12 protein-coding genes are annotated in these 14,462 nt (G+C 71.8%); 7 read left to right on the top strand and 5 right to left on the bottom strand.

Annotated elements, in window-relative coordinates; genetic code table 11:
* The first annotated feature begins 84 nt into the window (after positions 1-84).
* The 7 genes from DEI81_RS01665 to DEI81_RS01635 all read left to right on the top strand — a co-directional run bounded on the left by DEI81_RS01665 (position 85) and on the right by DEI81_RS01635 (position 10,140).
* Positions 85-2,190, top strand: a complete 2,106-nt coding sequence (locus DEI81_RS01665; protein WP_111008749.1) for a beta-galactosidase — start codon at positions 85-87, stop codon at positions 2,188-2,190.
* Positions 2,191-2,215: 25 nt separating this feature from the next.
* Positions 2,216-3,562, top strand: coding sequence for an ABC transporter substrate-binding protein (locus DEI81_RS01660; RefSeq protein ID WP_258368426.1), 1,347 nt, complete (start codon positions 2,216-2,218; stop codon positions 3,560-3,562).
* Positions 3,563-3,614: 52 nt separating this feature from the next.
* A complete protein-coding gene (locus DEI81_RS01655) occupies positions 3,615-4,598 on the top strand; it encodes a carbohydrate ABC transporter permease (RefSeq protein WP_111008748.1) in 984 nt (327 codons plus the stop codon).
* Positions 4,595-5,530: a carbohydrate ABC transporter permease gene (locus DEI81_RS01650; protein WP_111008747.1), complete on the top strand. Its 936-nt coding sequence runs from the start codon at positions 4,595-4,597 to the stop codon at positions 5,528-5,530. Before DEI81_RS01655 ends, DEI81_RS01650 begins: the two co-directional genes overlap by 4 nt.
* A 2-nt stretch (positions 5,531-5,532) precedes the next feature.
* Positions 5,533-7,509, top strand: coding sequence for a beta-galactosidase (locus DEI81_RS01645; protein WP_111008746.1), 1,977 nt, complete (start codon positions 5,533-5,535; stop codon positions 7,507-7,509).
* Positions 7,510-7,637: 128 nt separating this feature from the next.
* Complete coding sequence (locus DEI81_RS01640) at positions 7,638-8,825, top strand: GDSL-type esterase/lipase family protein (RefSeq protein ID WP_111008745.1); 1,188 nt, start codon at positions 7,638-7,640, stop codon at positions 8,823-8,825.
* A 109-nt stretch (positions 8,826-8,934) separates the two neighbouring features.
* A complete protein-coding gene (locus tag DEI81_RS01635) occupies positions 8,935-10,140 on the top strand; it encodes an MFS transporter (protein WP_111008744.1) in 1,206 nt (401 codons plus the stop codon).
* 47 nt (positions 10,141-10,187) lie between these two features.
* Here DEI81_RS01635 and DEI81_RS01630 read toward each other — a convergent pair whose 3' ends face one another.
* The 5 genes from DEI81_RS01630 to DEI81_RS01610 form a co-directional block, all read right to left on the bottom strand.
* The gene (locus DEI81_RS01630) at positions 10,188-10,895 is read right to left on the bottom strand and encodes an alpha/beta hydrolase (RefSeq protein WP_111008743.1); all 708 of its coding nucleotides are present in this window, start codon (positions 10,893-10,895) and stop codon (positions 10,188-10,190) included.
* 59 nt (positions 10,896-10,954) lie between these two features.
* Positions 10,955-11,293 carry a hypothetical protein gene (locus tag DEI81_RS01625; RefSeq protein WP_111008742.1) on the bottom strand — a complete coding sequence of 113 codons (339 nt, stop codon included), beginning with the start codon at positions 11,291-11,293 and terminating at the stop codon, positions 10,955-10,957.
* Between the two features lie 167 nt (positions 11,294-11,460).
* A complete protein-coding gene (locus tag DEI81_RS01620) occupies positions 11,461-12,771 on the bottom strand; it encodes a cytochrome P450 (RefSeq protein ID WP_111008741.1) in 1,311 nt (436 codons plus the stop codon).
* Positions 12,772-12,827: 56 nt separating this feature from the next.
* Positions 12,828-13,352, bottom strand: coding sequence for an AAA family ATPase (locus tag DEI81_RS01615; RefSeq protein WP_111008740.1), 525 nt, complete (start codon positions 13,350-13,352; stop codon positions 12,828-12,830).
* Between the two features lie 40 nt (positions 13,353-13,392).
* Complete coding sequence (locus DEI81_RS01610) at positions 13,393-14,403, bottom strand: LacI family DNA-binding transcriptional regulator (RefSeq protein WP_111008739.1); 1,011 nt, start codon at positions 14,401-14,403, stop codon at positions 13,393-13,395.
* Positions 14,404-14,462: the final 59 nt, after the last annotated feature.

Raw genomic sequence — 14,462 nt, 5'->3', positions numbered from 1 at the left:
TGCTTGCGCGATCCGCCCGGATGCGGTTACTGTCATCGCCACCGACGGATGTTATCGACAACATCCGCAGAGCGAAGGTCAACGATGACGACTTCCCCCCGGTTCAGTGGCGTGCTCTTCGGCGCCGCCTACTACGCCGAGTACCAGCCCGCTGGCACCCTCGACGCCGATCTCGACCGCATGCGCGACGCCGGTTTCACGGTCATCCGCGTCGGCGAGTCCGTGTGGTCGACCTGGGAGCCCCGCGAGGGCGTGTTCGACCTGGACTGGCTGCAGCCGGTCCTCGACGGGGCCCACGAGCGCGGCATCGGCGTCGTCCTCGGCACGCCGACGTACGCCGTGCCACCGTGGCTCCAGCGCCTGCACCCGGAGATCGCCGCCGAGCCGTCGACGGGCCACCGCAACGGCTGGGGCGCCCGGCAGGAGATGGACCAGTCCCACCCCGCCTACCGGTTCTACGCCGAGCGCATCGCCCGCAAGGTCGTCGCCCGGTACGCCGACCACCCCGCGGTCATCGGCTACCAGGTCGACAACGAGCCGGGCATGCAGCTCCCCCACAACGAGCACACCTTCCAGCGGTTCGTCGGCTGGCTCGAGGACCGCTACGGCACCGTCGAGGACCTCAACCGCGAGTGGGGTCTCGTCTACTGGTCACACCGACTCAGCGACTGGGCCGACCTCTGGCGGCCCGACGGCAACGCGATGCCGCAATACCAGCTCGAGTGGCGCCGGTTCCAGTCGACACTCGCCACGGACCTCATCGCCTGGCAGGCCGACCTGGTGCGCGAGTACGCCCGCGACGACCAGTTCGTCACGACGTGCATCTCGTACTCCCGCCCGCAGGTGTCCGACGACGAGCTCGTCGCGTCCCTCGACGTCGTCGCGGGCAACCCGTACTACAAGATGCAGGACGGCCTCGACTGGCACGCGGAGGTCCAGCGCGAGGCCGAGTGGTGGCACACCGGCGTGTGGGCGCTGTTCGAGTGGGGCGACCGCGCCTGGTCCTCGGCGGACACGCAGTACCTGGTCACCGAGACGAACGCGCAGTCCATCGGCGGGTCGTGGCAGAACCACCCGCCGTACCCCGGGCAGATCAAGCAGGCCGCGTTCGCCCTGCTCGCCCGCGGTGGCCGGATGATCGAGTACTGGCACTGGCACACCCTGCACTTCGGCGTCGAGACCTACTGGGGCGGCGTCATCCCGCACAGCCAGGTCGGCGGCCGCATCTACCGCGAGGTCTCCGAGCTCGGTGCCGCGCTCGGGGCGATCGGGTCCGCGCTCGACGAGCACGTGCCCGACGCCGACGTCCTGCTGCTCTACAGCACGGACACGAAGTGGGCGTTCTCGTTCTACGGGCCGCTCGCGAAGGCGGACGGCAGCCCCGACGAGCACGCGTACTCCCGCATCTTCGACGCCCACTACCGCGGACTGTTCGAGGCCGGCGCGCAGGTGCGGGTCCAGCACGTCCGCCGGTTCCTCGACACCCCCGTCGAGGAACTCGTCGCGCGGTTCCCGGTGCTCGTCGCACCCGCGGTGTACGTCGCCGAGACGGCCGTGCTCGAGCACATGCGGGACTACGCCGAGGCCGGCGGGCACCTGGTCGTCGGCATCCGCACCGGCTACGGTGACGAGCTCGCGCGGGCCCGGCTGGCGGTCGCCCCCGACGTGCTCGCGGGGCCGGCGGGCGTGCACTACGACGAGTACAGCAACCTCGGCGCGCCGCTCGCGGTCACCGCCGCGTCCGACGCAATGACGCTCGAGCCGGGTGCCGCCGCCACCGAGTGGGTCGACTTCCTGCAGGTCGACGACGCCGAGGTGGTCGTGTCGTACGCCCCGACCGAGTTCGGTCTGGAGGCCGCGCTCACCACCCGCACGACCGGTCGCGGCCGGGTGTCCTACCTGGGCACGGTCCCGGACCACGCGCTCGGGCGGAGCATCGCCCGTTGGCTCGTGCCCACCACGGCGAAGCAGGCGTGGTCCGCCCCGGACCCCGTCACCGTGTCGACCGGCACCGCCGGCGACCGGCGCCTCGCCTTCGTGTCGAACTGGTCCGCCGAGCCGACGCAGGTCGTCGCGCCGGCGGCCGCCGTCGACCTCGTCTCCGGCGCCGAGTACGCCGCCGGCGACCCCGTACCCCTCGACCGACGCGCAGCAGTCGTGCTCGAGGTCCGGGGCTCCTCGATCGAGTAGTCCCTCCCTCCACCGAAAGAAGACCATGAGACGTCCACGCAGCGCCGCGCTGGCACTCGGAGCGATCGCCGTCACGATCACGCTCGCACTCACCGGTTGCAGCCCGTCGAGCACCAGCGGCGGGTCCACCAAGGCGGTGAGCCAGTCCGACATCGACAAGGCGATGAACACGCCGACCACCCTCACCTTCTGGACCTGGGTCCCCGACATCCAGAACGAGGTCAACCTGTTCGAGAAGAAGTACCCGAAGATCAAGGTCAACGTCGTCAACACGACCGGGGGCTCGCAGCACTACCCCAAGGTGCGCGCCGCCCTGAAGGCGGGCAAGGGCGTCCCCGACGTCGCCCAGATGGAGTACGACTACATCCCGTCCTTCACCCAGACGAAGAGCCTGCTCGACCTGACGCCGTACGGCGGGGCGAAGCTCGAGGACGAGTACACGGACTGGGTCTGGAACCAGGTCGACCAGAACGGCGGCGTGTGGGGCATCCCGCAGGACTCCGGCCCCCTCGGCACGCTCTACCGCAAGGACATCTTCGACAAGGCGGGCGTCGCCGCGCCGAAGACGTGGTCGGCCTTCGCGTCCGCCGCGCAGCAGGTCAAGTCGAAGACCGGGTCGTACATCACGGACCTGCCCGGCAACGACATGTTCCAGATGATCAGCTTCTTCTGGCAGAAGGGCGCGAAGCCGTTCTCCTACGACGGCAAGAAGACGGTCGGGATCGACCTGGACTCCAAGGCCGACCAGCAGGTCGTGTCGTACTGGCAGGACCTCATCGACAAGAACCTGGTGGCCACGGACCCGGACTTCACCGACGACTACTACCAGGGGCTGTCGCGGGACAAGTACGCGTCCTGGCTCGTCGCGGCGTGGGGCCCGGTGTTCCTGCAGGGCACCGCGAAGAACACGAGCGGCAAGTGGGCGGCGGCGGACATCCCGCAGTGGCAGGCAGGTCAGAACGTGTCCGGGAACTGGGGTGGGTCGTCGGACGCCGTGATGGCGGCGACGAAGCACCCGATCCAGGCGTACGAGCTGGCCAAGTTCATCAACAACGACCAGCAGTCGACGCTCAAGCTCGCGAACGAGCAGTACCTGTTCCCGACGAAGACGTCGACGCTCACCGACGACTCGTTCACCAGCCAGAAGTCGGCGTTCTACGGCGGCCAGCAGGTCAACCAGTTCTTCGCCGGTGTCTCCGACACCGTCGACAAGAAGTTCGAGTGGCTGCCGTTCATGGACTACGTGAACTCGAGCTACGCGAACACGCTCGGCAAGGCCATCAGCAACCACGGTGACCTCACGGCGGCCCTCGCGACCTGGCAGTCCCAGGTGACGAGCTACGCCAAGCAGCAGGGCTTCACCGTCAAGTGACCGGACGGGGGCGGGGCCACCAGGCTCCGCCCCCACTTCTCATCGGAGCAACATGACCGCCATCCCCAGCCGCAGCGACGCGGCGACCACCGGCGCCGCCCGTCCGGCCCGGGTCCGGACGGGAGCGCGCACCGCGGCTCCCCGCCGCGGCCCCACCAACATCCGTTCCGCGCAGACCCGCGCGGCCTGGATCCTCGTGATCCCGTTCCTCGTCGTGTTCGCGGCGTTCTTCATCGTCCCGCTCGTGTACTCGGCGTACCTCAGCCTGTTCACGTCGCAGCTGGTCGGCGGCGAGGTCTTCAGCGGGCTGGCGAACTACGTCCGCGCCCTGCAGGACCCGAGCTTCTGGGGCGGCCTCGGCCGCGTCGCCCTGTTCCTGTTCGTACAGGTGCCGATCATGCTCGCGGCCTCGATCTTCTTCGCGCTCGCACTCGACAGCGGCCGGATCCGTGGCGGCAAGATCGTCCGCCTGCTCATCTTCGTGCCGTACGCCGTGCCGAGCGTCGTCGCGACCCTGATGTGGGGCTACCTGTACGGCAACGACTTCGGGCTCATCACGCAGTTGTTCCACGCCCTGCACCTCACCGCACCGAGCCTGCTCAGCGCGCACAACGTGCTCGGCTCGACGATGAACATCGTGTGCTGGGAGTTCATCGGCTACAACATGATCGTCCTGTACGCGGCCCTGCGCTCCGTGCCGAACGAGATCTACGAGGCGGCCGAGATCGACGGCGCCGGCCAGTGGCGGGTGGCGTGGAGCATCAAGCTGCCCGCCATCCGGCAGGCCCTGCTGCTCACCGTGATCTTCTCGATCATCGGCTCGTTCCAGCTGTTCAACGAGCCGAACCTGCTGTTCAACATCGCCCCGAACGCGATCGGCACGGACTTCACGCCGAACCTGTACGCCTACAACATCGCGTTCCGCAACCAGGAGATCAACTACGCGGCGGCGATCGCGTTCCTGCTCGGGATCATCATCATGATCGTCTCGTTCGTCGTGCAGACGAGCATCAACCGGAAGGAGCGGCTCGGATGACCGCCACCCCACTCGCCACCGAGGCCCAGGTGGTCTCGGACGGCACACGCGTGCGGCGGTCCGCCGGCCGACGGGCCGTCGAGCGCGACAAGCGTCGGAGCACCGTCCTGACCGTGATCGTGTGGATCACGCTCGTCTACTTCCTCGTGCCGCTGCTGTGGCTCCTGGTGTCGACCACCAAGGACAACAGCGACCTGTTCACCACCTTCGGGCTGGGACTCGGGCACTCGTTCCAGTTCTTCCACAACATCGTGCAGCTGTTCCAGTTCCAGGACGGCGTCTTCACGCGGTGGCTGATCAACACGGTCGTCTACGCGGTGGTCAGCTCGGTCGGTGCCGCCGCCCTGGCCACCATGGCCGGCTACGCCCTGGCGAAGTACCGGTTCCGCGGCTCGACGGCGGTGTTCTCGATCATCCTCGGCTCGATCATGGTCCCGCTCACCGCCCTGGCGATCCCGACCTACCTGCTCTTCGCCGCCGCGAACCTCACCGACACCCCGTGGGCGGTCATCCTGCCCTCGCTCGTCAGCCCGTTCGGCGTCTACCTGATGCGGGTGTACGCCGCGGACGCGGTCGACGAGAGCCTGCTCGAGGCCGCGCGGATCGACGGCGCCGGCGAGTTCCGCATCCTGTTCACGATCGCGACCCGGCTCATGGGCCCGGGCATCGTGACGGTCCTGCTGTTCCAGCTCGTCGCGACGTGGAACAACTACTTCCTGCCGCTCATCATGCTCAGCACGCCGAAGCTGTTCCCGGTGACGGTGGGTCTCGCGCAGTGGCAGGCGACGGCCTCCGGCGGTGGCGGCGCGCAGGTGCTGTTCTCGACGGTGATCACCGGGGCGTTCGTCTCGATCATCCCGCTCGTGATCGCGTTCCTGTTCCTGCAGCGGTACTGGCAGTCCGGCCTCTCGACCGGCGGTGTGAAGGGATGACGATGGACAGGATCTGGTACGGCGGGGACTACAACCCGGAACAGTGGTCGAGCGAGGTCTGGGACGACGACGTGCGGCTCATGCAGCATGCGGGCGTCACCGTCGCCACGGTCGGCGTGTTCTCGTGGGCGAAGCTCGAACCGTCCGACGGGCGGTTCACGTTCGACTGGCTCGACGACGTGCTCGACCGACTGCACGCCGGGGGCATCCGCGTCGACCTGGCCACCGCGACGGCCTCCCCGCCCCCGTGGCTGACGCTGGCGTACCCCGAGGTCCTGCCGGTCACCGAGGACGGTGTCCGACTGTCGGTGGGGAGCCGCCAGCAGTACTCCCCCAGCTCCGCCGTCTACCGCCGGTACGCCGACCGGCTCGTGCGCGCGCTGGCCGAGCGGTACCGGGACCACCCGGCACTCGAGGCGTGGCACGTCAACAACGAGCTCGCCTGCCACGTGCCGGCCGACTACTCGGACGCGTCGGCTGCCGCCTTCCGCACCTGGTTGACGGCACGCTACGGCTCCGTCCCGGCGCTCAACGAGGCGTGGGGCACCGCGTTCTGGTCGCAGGCCTACGGCGCGTGGGACGAGGTGATGCCGCCCCGCGCGGCTCCGACCTTCCGCAATCCCACGCAGCTGCTCGACTGGGACCGGTTCTCGTCCGACGCCTGGCTCGGGGTGTACCGGGCCGAGGCGGCGATCCTCCGCGAGGTCACGCCCGGCGTCCCGATCACGACGAACTTCATGGGGTTCTACAAGCCCTCGGACTACTGGGCCTGGGCTCGCGAGGTCGACTTCGTCTCGGACGACCACTACGTCGACCCCGCGGACCCCGCCGCGCCCGCGACCGCGGCGATGACCCGGGACCTCATGCGCTCGCTCGGCGGCGGCGCCCCGTGGATCCTCATGGAACAGGCGACGAGCGCGGTGAACTGGCGGACGCACAACGCGGCGATCCCGCCCGGCTGGCACCGCACACTGTCGCTCCAGGCCGTCGCCCGTGGCGCGGACGGCGTCATGCAGTTCCAGTGGCGGCAGTCGCGCGCGGGCGCCGAGAAGTTCCACTCGGCGATGGTCCCCCACGGCGGCGAGGACACGCGGGTGTTCCGCGAGACCGTCGAGCTCGGAGCCGACCTCGCCGACCTGGCCGACGTGGTCGGCACGCGCCTCGACGCCGACGTCGCGATCGTGCTCGACTGGGACAGCTGGTGGGCACTCGAGCAGGAGGCCACGCCGGCGTCGCTCCGGTACCTGCCGATCATCGCGCGGTGGTACCGCTCGCTCTGGGATCGCGGCGTGCTCGTCGACTTCGTGCGACCCGACGGCGACCTCGACGCCTACCGGGTCGTCATCGCCCCGGCGCTGCACGTGCTGCCCGACGCGGCACAGCGGACCCTGTCAGCGTTCGTCGACGGCGGTGGGACCCTCGTCGTCGGCTACCAGTCCGGCATCCTCGACCAGGACCTCCACGTCCACCTCGGCGGGTACCTCGGTGCGCTCCGCGACGTCCTCGGCCTGTGGATCGAGGAGTTCGTGCCACCCGCCGAGCCGTGGGCGACCGGCGGCCCGGTGCCGGCCCTCCAGATCGCCGGTCTCGGGGCGGGCACCGCCCGCGAGTGGGGCGAGGTCGTCCGGCCGACGGGTGCTGAGATCGAGGCGACGTTCGTCGGCGGGGCGCTCGACGGCCTCCCGGCGATCACGCGGAACGCGCACGGCGACGGCACGGCCTGGTACGTCGCGACCGCTCCGGACGACCTGCGGGCCGTGCTCGACGCGGTGCTCGCGGACACGGGCATCGCGCCGGTCGTGGCCGACCTGCCCGCGGGCGTCGAGGCCGTCGCGCGGGGCGCCCACCTGTTCCTGCTCAACCACGGCGACCGGTCGGTCGACGTCCACGGCACGCACCTCGAGCCGCACGGTGCCGCGGTGGTCGGCCGGGAGGCGGTGCCCGGCCGACCGGAGCCGGTCGCCTCCGCCTCGGCCTGACGCGCGCGTGGTGGTGCCGGCCGTCCGGTCGGCGCCACCACCTCCGCCCGTTGGACGACCGCTCACCGCCTGCCGGTCCCGCGACACGCTCCTTGACCGATCACCCCGGGTCCGCATTCAATGACCCCATGACCGGTCCTGTGCTCGAGCGACGACCCGGCGCGCCCGTCGCCGCCCTGGTGCTCGCGATCCTGCTGACGCTCACGGGATGCACCGCCGCGACCACCCGGGCATCCGGAGGCGAGCCCACGACTCCGTCCGCCGTCGCGCGCGACCCGTTGGCGACGTGGAACGCCGCCGTCGAGGACCGGGCGCACGCGCCGGCCCGGTGGGTGGCGGTCGGGGACTCCCTGAGCGAGGGGCAGGGCGCCTCCACCCGCTCCGACCGGTGGCTCGACCTGACCCTCGCCGCCCTGCGCGAGGCGCACCCGACGGAGGGCGCCACCGGAGGAGCGGGATACCTGCCCGCCGAGTTCGCCGTGTACGGCCCGGACTCGACGTGGGGCGACTGGGCCAGCGCCACCACGGGGTCGACCAGCTTCGACGACAGCGTTCCCGACCTCGGCTACCGCGCGGTGCGCATGCTCCCCGGATCGTCGCGCACGTACACGTTCACCGGGACCGGCGTCGACATCTGGTGGACCCGCTACCCCGGATCCGGGTCCTTCACCTACCGGGTGGACTCCTCGTCCCCCGTGCAGGTCGACACCGACGGCGCCGCGAGCACCGGCACGATGACGAAGGTGGACGGGCTGGCCGCCGGGAAGCACACCGTGACCGTCTCGGCGCTCGGGACGGTCGACCTCGAGGGCTTCACCGTCTACGACGGCGATCGCGACCGGGGCGTCACCCTGCTCGACGCGACGCACTCCGGCGCGACCGTCGGCCTGTTCACGAAGGACGAGGCCGGGTTCCTCGGGGCGATGCGGCGTGCTGCTCCCGACCTCGTCACGATCACCCTGGGCGGCAACGACGCCAAGAGCCTGACCGCGGACCAGTTGCTGCCGGACTACGAACGCTTCGTTCGGGCGCTGCGGCGGTTGCCGTCCAGGCCGTCCGTCCTGGTGATCGGCGAGTTCGCGCCCGGTCCCTCCATGCAGGCGCAGCTGCGGGAGCCGTGGTCCGCCTACCGGGACGTCGCGAAGCGGGTCGCGGCGGCGACCGGCTCGGCGTACGTCAGCATCGCGGACGCGTTCCCCGGCGACCTCGCGTCGCGCCCCGGCATCTCGCCGACCGACGACCTGCACCCGGACGACCGGGGTCAGCGGACGATCAGCCGTGCCGTGCTCCGCGCGCTCCGTGACGGAGCACAGTGACGGTTGCCGTGCTCGCCGACGCCGGAGCCTGAGCGGCGGGTCGTCGGCGTGCCCTACGCTGAGGAGCGTCCGCACGACGCCGTGCGTGCCGAGCACAGCGAGGGGAACCGTGAACGCGTCGACGACGACCGGGCTGCGGGGCTGGTCCGCGCTCCTCGCGCCGACGGATCGCCGGCACCTCGCGGCCGCCGGACTCGTCGCGCGGATCCCGCTCGCCGTCGTCGGCTTCAGCGTCCTGTTCTTCGTCCGCTCGGTGACCGGGTCGTTCGCCGACGCCGGGTTCGCCTCGGGGGTGGCGATCGCCGCCAGTGCACTCACCGGGCCGGTGTTCGGCCGCGTCGCCGACCGTCGTGGGCAGCGCGGAGCACTCCTGGTCGCCGCCGTGGGGCACCCGGTCGCGGTCGTGCTCCTCGTCGTCGCCGGCACCACGCGCCAGTCCCTGGTGGTCATCACCGTGGCGGTGCTCCTCGTCGGCGCGACGATCGTGCCGGCCGGGGCGTTCACCCGCGCGCGATGGACGGCGATGGTCGGTGCCGGCAGCGGGATCCACCTGGCGTTCTCACTCGAGGCGATCGCGGACGAGCTCGTCTGGGTCTTCGGGCCGGCCCTCGCGGCCCTCGTCTCGGCGGCGGTGGACCCGGCCGCAGGGCTGGTGGCGTCGGGCCTGTTCGGCGCCGCGGGGTGCCTGTGGCTCCGGCGCGGGGTCGGGCGCGGACCGACCGGGGGCGTCAGCGTGACACGGCGCGCGTTCGTCCCGTGGCGCTCCCGGCGCGTGATGGCGTTGTTGGTCTCGAGCGTGGCACTGGGTCTGACCTTCGGGGTCAACGACGTCACGGTCGTCGCGTGGGCGACGGAAGCGGGCCTCCCGCAGATCGCCGGTCTCGTGCTCACCGCGTACTCGATCGGCAGCGTGACCGGTGGTGTCCTCATGAGCGCCGTGCCGTCGCGGGTCCCGCCCTTCCGCCTGCTGCTCGCGGCTTCCGCGGCCGTCGCGGTGTTCTGGAGCGCGCTCGCGCTGTCCCCCGGGCTCGGCTGGCTGTTCCCCCTCGGACTGTTCGCGGGCGCCACGATCACACCGTTCACGATCTCCACCAACCGGGTGCTCCACCAGGAGGTCCACGGCGCGGTGTTCACCGAGGCGGTGGCCTGGGTGAGCGCGTGCGTCGCCGGCGCGATGGCGCTGGGGTCGTTCGTGGGCGGCGTCGTCGGTCAGGCCGGCGGGGACGGATTCCGCGTCGTCGCGATCTCGGCGCCGGCCGTGTTGGTGGTCATCGCCGTCGCCACCGTGCTGCCGCCACGGCGTCAGCCGGGGTAGGCGCTCGCCGTGGCCGCAGGTCCTCCCTGCGCGCCACCGGACGCGGATCAGCCGCGGTGCAGCACGGCCTCCAGCTGCTCGACGACGAGGTCGGGCCGGGTCAGGAACGGGTGGTGACCGGTCGGGAGATCCACGGCGCGGGTGGCGCGAGCGGCGTGGGACCGCTGCAACGCGACGGTCGTGCTCCGGTCCTCCCGGCAGACGAGGTACGTCGAGTCGACGCCCTGCCACCCGGCGGTGCTCGTCGGTGTGACGAAGGCCGCGGCCGCCTGGGCCGTCCGCCGCTCCCACGCCTCGCGTTGCACCGTCTCGTCGGCGTCCTGGAGGAACCGGGCGCCGAACGACGCCGCGTCGTAGCCGGACAGGTGGACGGTCCCGTCACCGCCGTCGGCGATCGTGACGGGGTCCGGTTCGCCGCTCATGACGCCGCCCTGCGTCTGGCCGACGTCGGGCAGGTACGACGACACGAGCACCAGGTGGGCGACGGCGGGGTGGGTCCCGGCCTCGGCGATGACGGTCCCACCGTAGGAGTGGCCGACGACGATCGCCGCGTCGAGGCCGTCGAGCACGCAGCGGAGCGCGGCGGCGTCGGCGACGAGTCCCCCGGCCACGTCGTCAGGCGCGGTCTCACCGCACGAGGGCAGGGCGACCGCCGTGCTGCGGACGCCGGTGCGCTCGCGGAGCAGCTCCGCCGTGGGGCCCCACCACCACGAGCCGTCGCGCACGAGCGCGCCGTGGACGAAGACGAGTTCCATCGGGGGTCCCTCCTTGCCGTGCGCGACCTGCGCATGTCGACCGTACGGCGGATCCGGCGTCAGCGGCGGTACGCCGTCCGGCGTCGTCCGAGGAGCACCGACACAGCGGCGCCGAGCGCGACCATGAACCGCGACTCGGTGGGCTTCGCCGGCTCCACGGCGCGTGCGGGTGCACGCGCCGCGATGTCGTGGAGGTTGTTGCGCTTGCTGCCGTCCCAGTTCGCGAACAGGTACGCCCCACCGAGGACCGAGAGGGTCCGGACCGGTGCGCGCCGCCAATCGGTCGCTTCGACGTAGTAGCCGGAGTGTCCCGCCTGGATGTTGCGGATGACCGCGTCGGCGTCCACGACGCCGGTCGACGTCACGACGGCGGTGATGCCCGTGCGGTCACGGGTCACGAATTCGATGCGATGGTGGGTCACGATGCGCTCAGGGGTTCAATGCCACGCCTGACCGCGGGGACGCGCCACGGCGACCAGGCTCTTCTACCGGAATCGCCATTGCTTCCACCGTCAGGATACGGGGAACCGACTGGGAACGGTGCGCGGGACGGTCACCGCCCGGATCAGTGGAAGGGACAGCGCGCACCGATCCCGCTCGGCCGCACCCGGACGCCCGACCGGGGCTTCGTCGGCATGCGACGGCGGTCGACCTCGAGTCCGGTGGCGAGGACCGTCACGCGGGGATCGCTCAGCGCCGCGACGGCCGCCGCGAGCCCGGCGATGGCGAGCTTCTCCCCGGGGCAGCGATGGCCACCGGGCACCGATGCGCCACCGTGCGGGACGAACGCGGGGAGCGCTTCGTAGTCGTCGACGCCGACGAACCGCTCCGGGTCGAACACGTCGGGCCGCTCCCACGAGCGGTCGTCGGTGTCCGTGCCGAGGATGTCGAGCACCAGTCGACCGCCCGCCGGCACCCGCGCGCCGTCGATCTCGACGTCCTGCACGGCGCGCGCCGGGAGCATCGGCACGAACGGCGCCGTCCGACGGATCTCCTGCGCGAACGCGGTCGCGAGCGGACCGCCGACCAGCGAGCCGCGCGCCGCGGTCTCGTCGGCGATCCGCGTCCGCCAGTCCGGGCGGTCGTGCAGCGCCGCCGCGGCGAATGCGGCGAACCGCGCGACCGCGATCATCGGACGGAAGCTGTTCTGCAGCTCCACGCCGGCGGTGCGCGACGGGAGCAGCGCGCCCTGGCGGTCGCGGTGCCACGCCCACTCGTACAGGGCCGTGCCGGCAGCCGGGTCGAGTCGGCCGCTCCGGACGGCCTCGACGAGGCGCCGCGCGTGTCGGTCCGACCACAGCCGGTTCCGGACCGCGAGCAGGTACTCGGGCGAGTACGGCACGCCGAAGCCGTCGACGATCTGCGCGAGCCGTGCGGCCCACCGGGTCCTCGCCTCGTCCGTGCCCGGGAGGCCCGCCCACCGCATGCTCGCCCGTCCGTACGCGCCGACCGCGGCCCGGTACGCCGACCGCTCACCACCGGCGATCCACGCCGCGAGTTCTGCCCGCCACTCCCGGTCGAACAGGGGCGAGAGCCGCTCGACCTGGGCGTCCTCGTACGCGACGTCGACGAAGGTCGCCTTGCGGTGCCGGTGGTCGTCGCCGTCGAGACCGTGCACGGATCCCGGGCCGAACAGGGTCAGCCGGACGACGGCGGGCATCGCTCCGTGGCGACGGACCAGGCGTTCGTCGTAGAACGCCGCGACGCCCTCCGCCCCGCGGACGAGCAGTGCCCGGTTCCCGAGCAGGCGCATGGGGACCGACCGTGCCCCGGCGTCCGCGCGCCGCCAGATGTGCGCGCCGAAGCCGTAGCCGCGGGTCAGGAGGCCGATCGTGTCGTCACGGAGGACGTTGCGCGACGCCGTGGTGGATGCCATCGGTCCATCGTGCCGGGCCGGGTCTGCTCGGCTCCCAGGGGCGACGCCGGAGCTGTTCAGCGTCGATCGAGCAGCGCGAGGACCGTGACCGCGATGTCGTCTGGTCGCCGCACGGAGGTGTCGATCAGCACGTCCGCGGGGATCGACGGCAGGAGCCCCCGGAAGCGCCGGTGGGCCTCGTGGTGGAACGCGGCCACGCGGGACCGTCCTCGGGTGGCATCGGCGGCGGCACGACCGAACGTGACCTCCACCGGCGCGTCGAGGACCACCCAGGTCGGCGTGACCCCTGGTGGCAACGGTCGGGTGAGGGCGTCCCGTTCCTCGGCCGAGAACACGGGGCCGACGGCGATCACGACGTCGACCGCCGAGCGCATCCAGGAGGCGACGAGGGCACCGTGGGCCTCGTGCGCCGCGGCCCAGAGTCCGGAGTCGGCGGCTCCCCCGGCGACCATCGCGGCCACGTCGTCGACGTCGACGACCACGACGGTCCGCCCCCGGGCGCGGAGCAGGCGAGCGAGGGCGTCGGCGGTCGTGTCCTTACCGACCGCGAGTGGACCGGTGACGACCAGGAGGTCCGGCATGCTCCCACGCTACGGCGTTCCGACACGCTGCGGCCGAGCACTACCGACGGGGCGTCGTCACCGATCCCCGGTGCTGCAGGGTCGGCGGGATGCGCGACGCCTCCGGTGTCCCCCCGTCGAGGATCTCGAGCAACATCGCGAAGGACGTCCGGGCCATCTCGCCCGACGGCAGGTCCACGTTCGACACGGGCGGCACGCAGTGCTCGGCATCGGCGTCGGGCGCGAGAGCGGTCACGGAGACGTCCCGCGGCACGTGGCGCCCGAGCTCGCGGAGCCGGTCGAGCACGGTCGGGAGCGCCGTCTCGTTGTGGACGACGAGCCCGGTGATGTCCGGGTCGAGCGCGAAGAGCCGTTCGAGCGACTCCGCGACGTCCGCCCGGGAGCCCCCGGTCGACACCCACGTGGCGGTGCCGCCCGCGTCGCGCACGGTCCGCAGCACGGCGTCCCGCGCGGTGACCGCGAACCCGAGGCCGCGGTCGAAGGTCTCGACGGCGTGTCCGACGTAGCCGATGTGGCGGTGGCCCTGGTCCATGAGGTTCGTCGCCTCGAGCGCCCCGGCAGCGGCGAAGTCGAAGTCGATCGACGGCAGGGTGACCGGCGGCCCCGGGGTGCCGAGCACGACGGTCGGGAACCCGAGCTGCTCGAGCAGGGCGACGCGGGCGTCCTCCGTCTCGACCTCCATGAGGATCACGCCGTCGACGAGCGAGCCCGCGGTCACCTCGCGGATCGCCTGGACCCCGTCCTCGGTGCTGAGGAGCAGCACGTGCTTGCCCTCCTGCCGGGCGGCGCTGAGGATGCTCAGGACGAACTCCATCTGCACACGCACCTGCGACTCCGGGCGGAGCGGGAGCGCGAGCGCGACCACGTTGGTGCGCCGCCGTCGGATCGACCGCGCGCCGGCGTGTGGGATGAACCCGAGTGCGTCGATGCTCGCCTCGACCCGCCGCCGGGTCTCCGCGGAGATCGGTCGGTTCCCGCTGAGCACGTACGACACGGTGCTCGTCGACACGCCCGCGTGCCGGGCGACGTCGGCGATGCGCTGCACTGGCACGGTGGGCCCTCTCTCTCCGCCCGGACCCGGACCGCGACGCGGTCGAACCCATTCGACGA

Source organism: Curtobacterium sp. MCBD17_013 (assembly GCF_003234565.1).
Taxonomy (GTDB): domain Bacteria; phylum Actinomycetota; class Actinomycetes; order Actinomycetales; family Microbacteriaceae; genus Curtobacterium.
This window is presented reverse-complemented; position numbering and strand designations above follow the sequence as displayed.

Excerpts from the sequence above, each read along its gene's own strand:
- DEI81_RS01665 (WP_111008749.1), top strand. The coding sequence starts at position 85 with ATGACGACTTCCCCCCGGTTCAGTGGCGTGCTCTTCGGCGCCGCCTAC.
- DEI81_RS01660 (WP_258368426.1), top strand. The coding sequence starts at position 2,216 with ATGAGACGTCCACGCAGCGCCGCGCTGGCACTCGGAGCGATCGCCGTC.
- DEI81_RS01655 (WP_111008748.1), top strand. The coding sequence starts at position 3,615 with ATGACCGCCATCCCCAGCCGCAGCGACGCGGCGACCACCGGCGCCGCC.
- DEI81_RS01650 (WP_111008747.1), top strand. The coding sequence starts at position 4,595 with ATGACCGCCACCCCACTCGCCACCGAGGCCCAGGTGGTCTCGGACGGC.
- DEI81_RS01645 (WP_111008746.1), top strand. The coding sequence starts at position 5,533 with ATGGACAGGATCTGGTACGGCGGGGACTACAACCCGGAACAGTGGTCG.
- DEI81_RS01640 (WP_111008745.1), top strand. The coding sequence starts at position 7,638 with ATGACCGGTCCTGTGCTCGAGCGACGACCCGGCGCGCCCGTCGCCGCC.
- DEI81_RS01630 (WP_111008743.1), bottom strand. The coding sequence starts at position 10,895 with ATGGAACTCGTCTTCGTCCACGGCGCGCTCGTGCGCGACGGCTCGTGG.
- DEI81_RS01620 (WP_111008741.1), bottom strand. The coding sequence starts at position 12,771 with ATGGCATCCACCACGGCGTCGCGCAACGTCCTCCGTGACGACACGATC.
- DEI81_RS01615 (WP_111008740.1), bottom strand. The coding sequence starts at position 13,352 with ATGCCGGACCTCCTGGTCGTCACCGGTCCACTCGCGGTCGGTAAGGAC.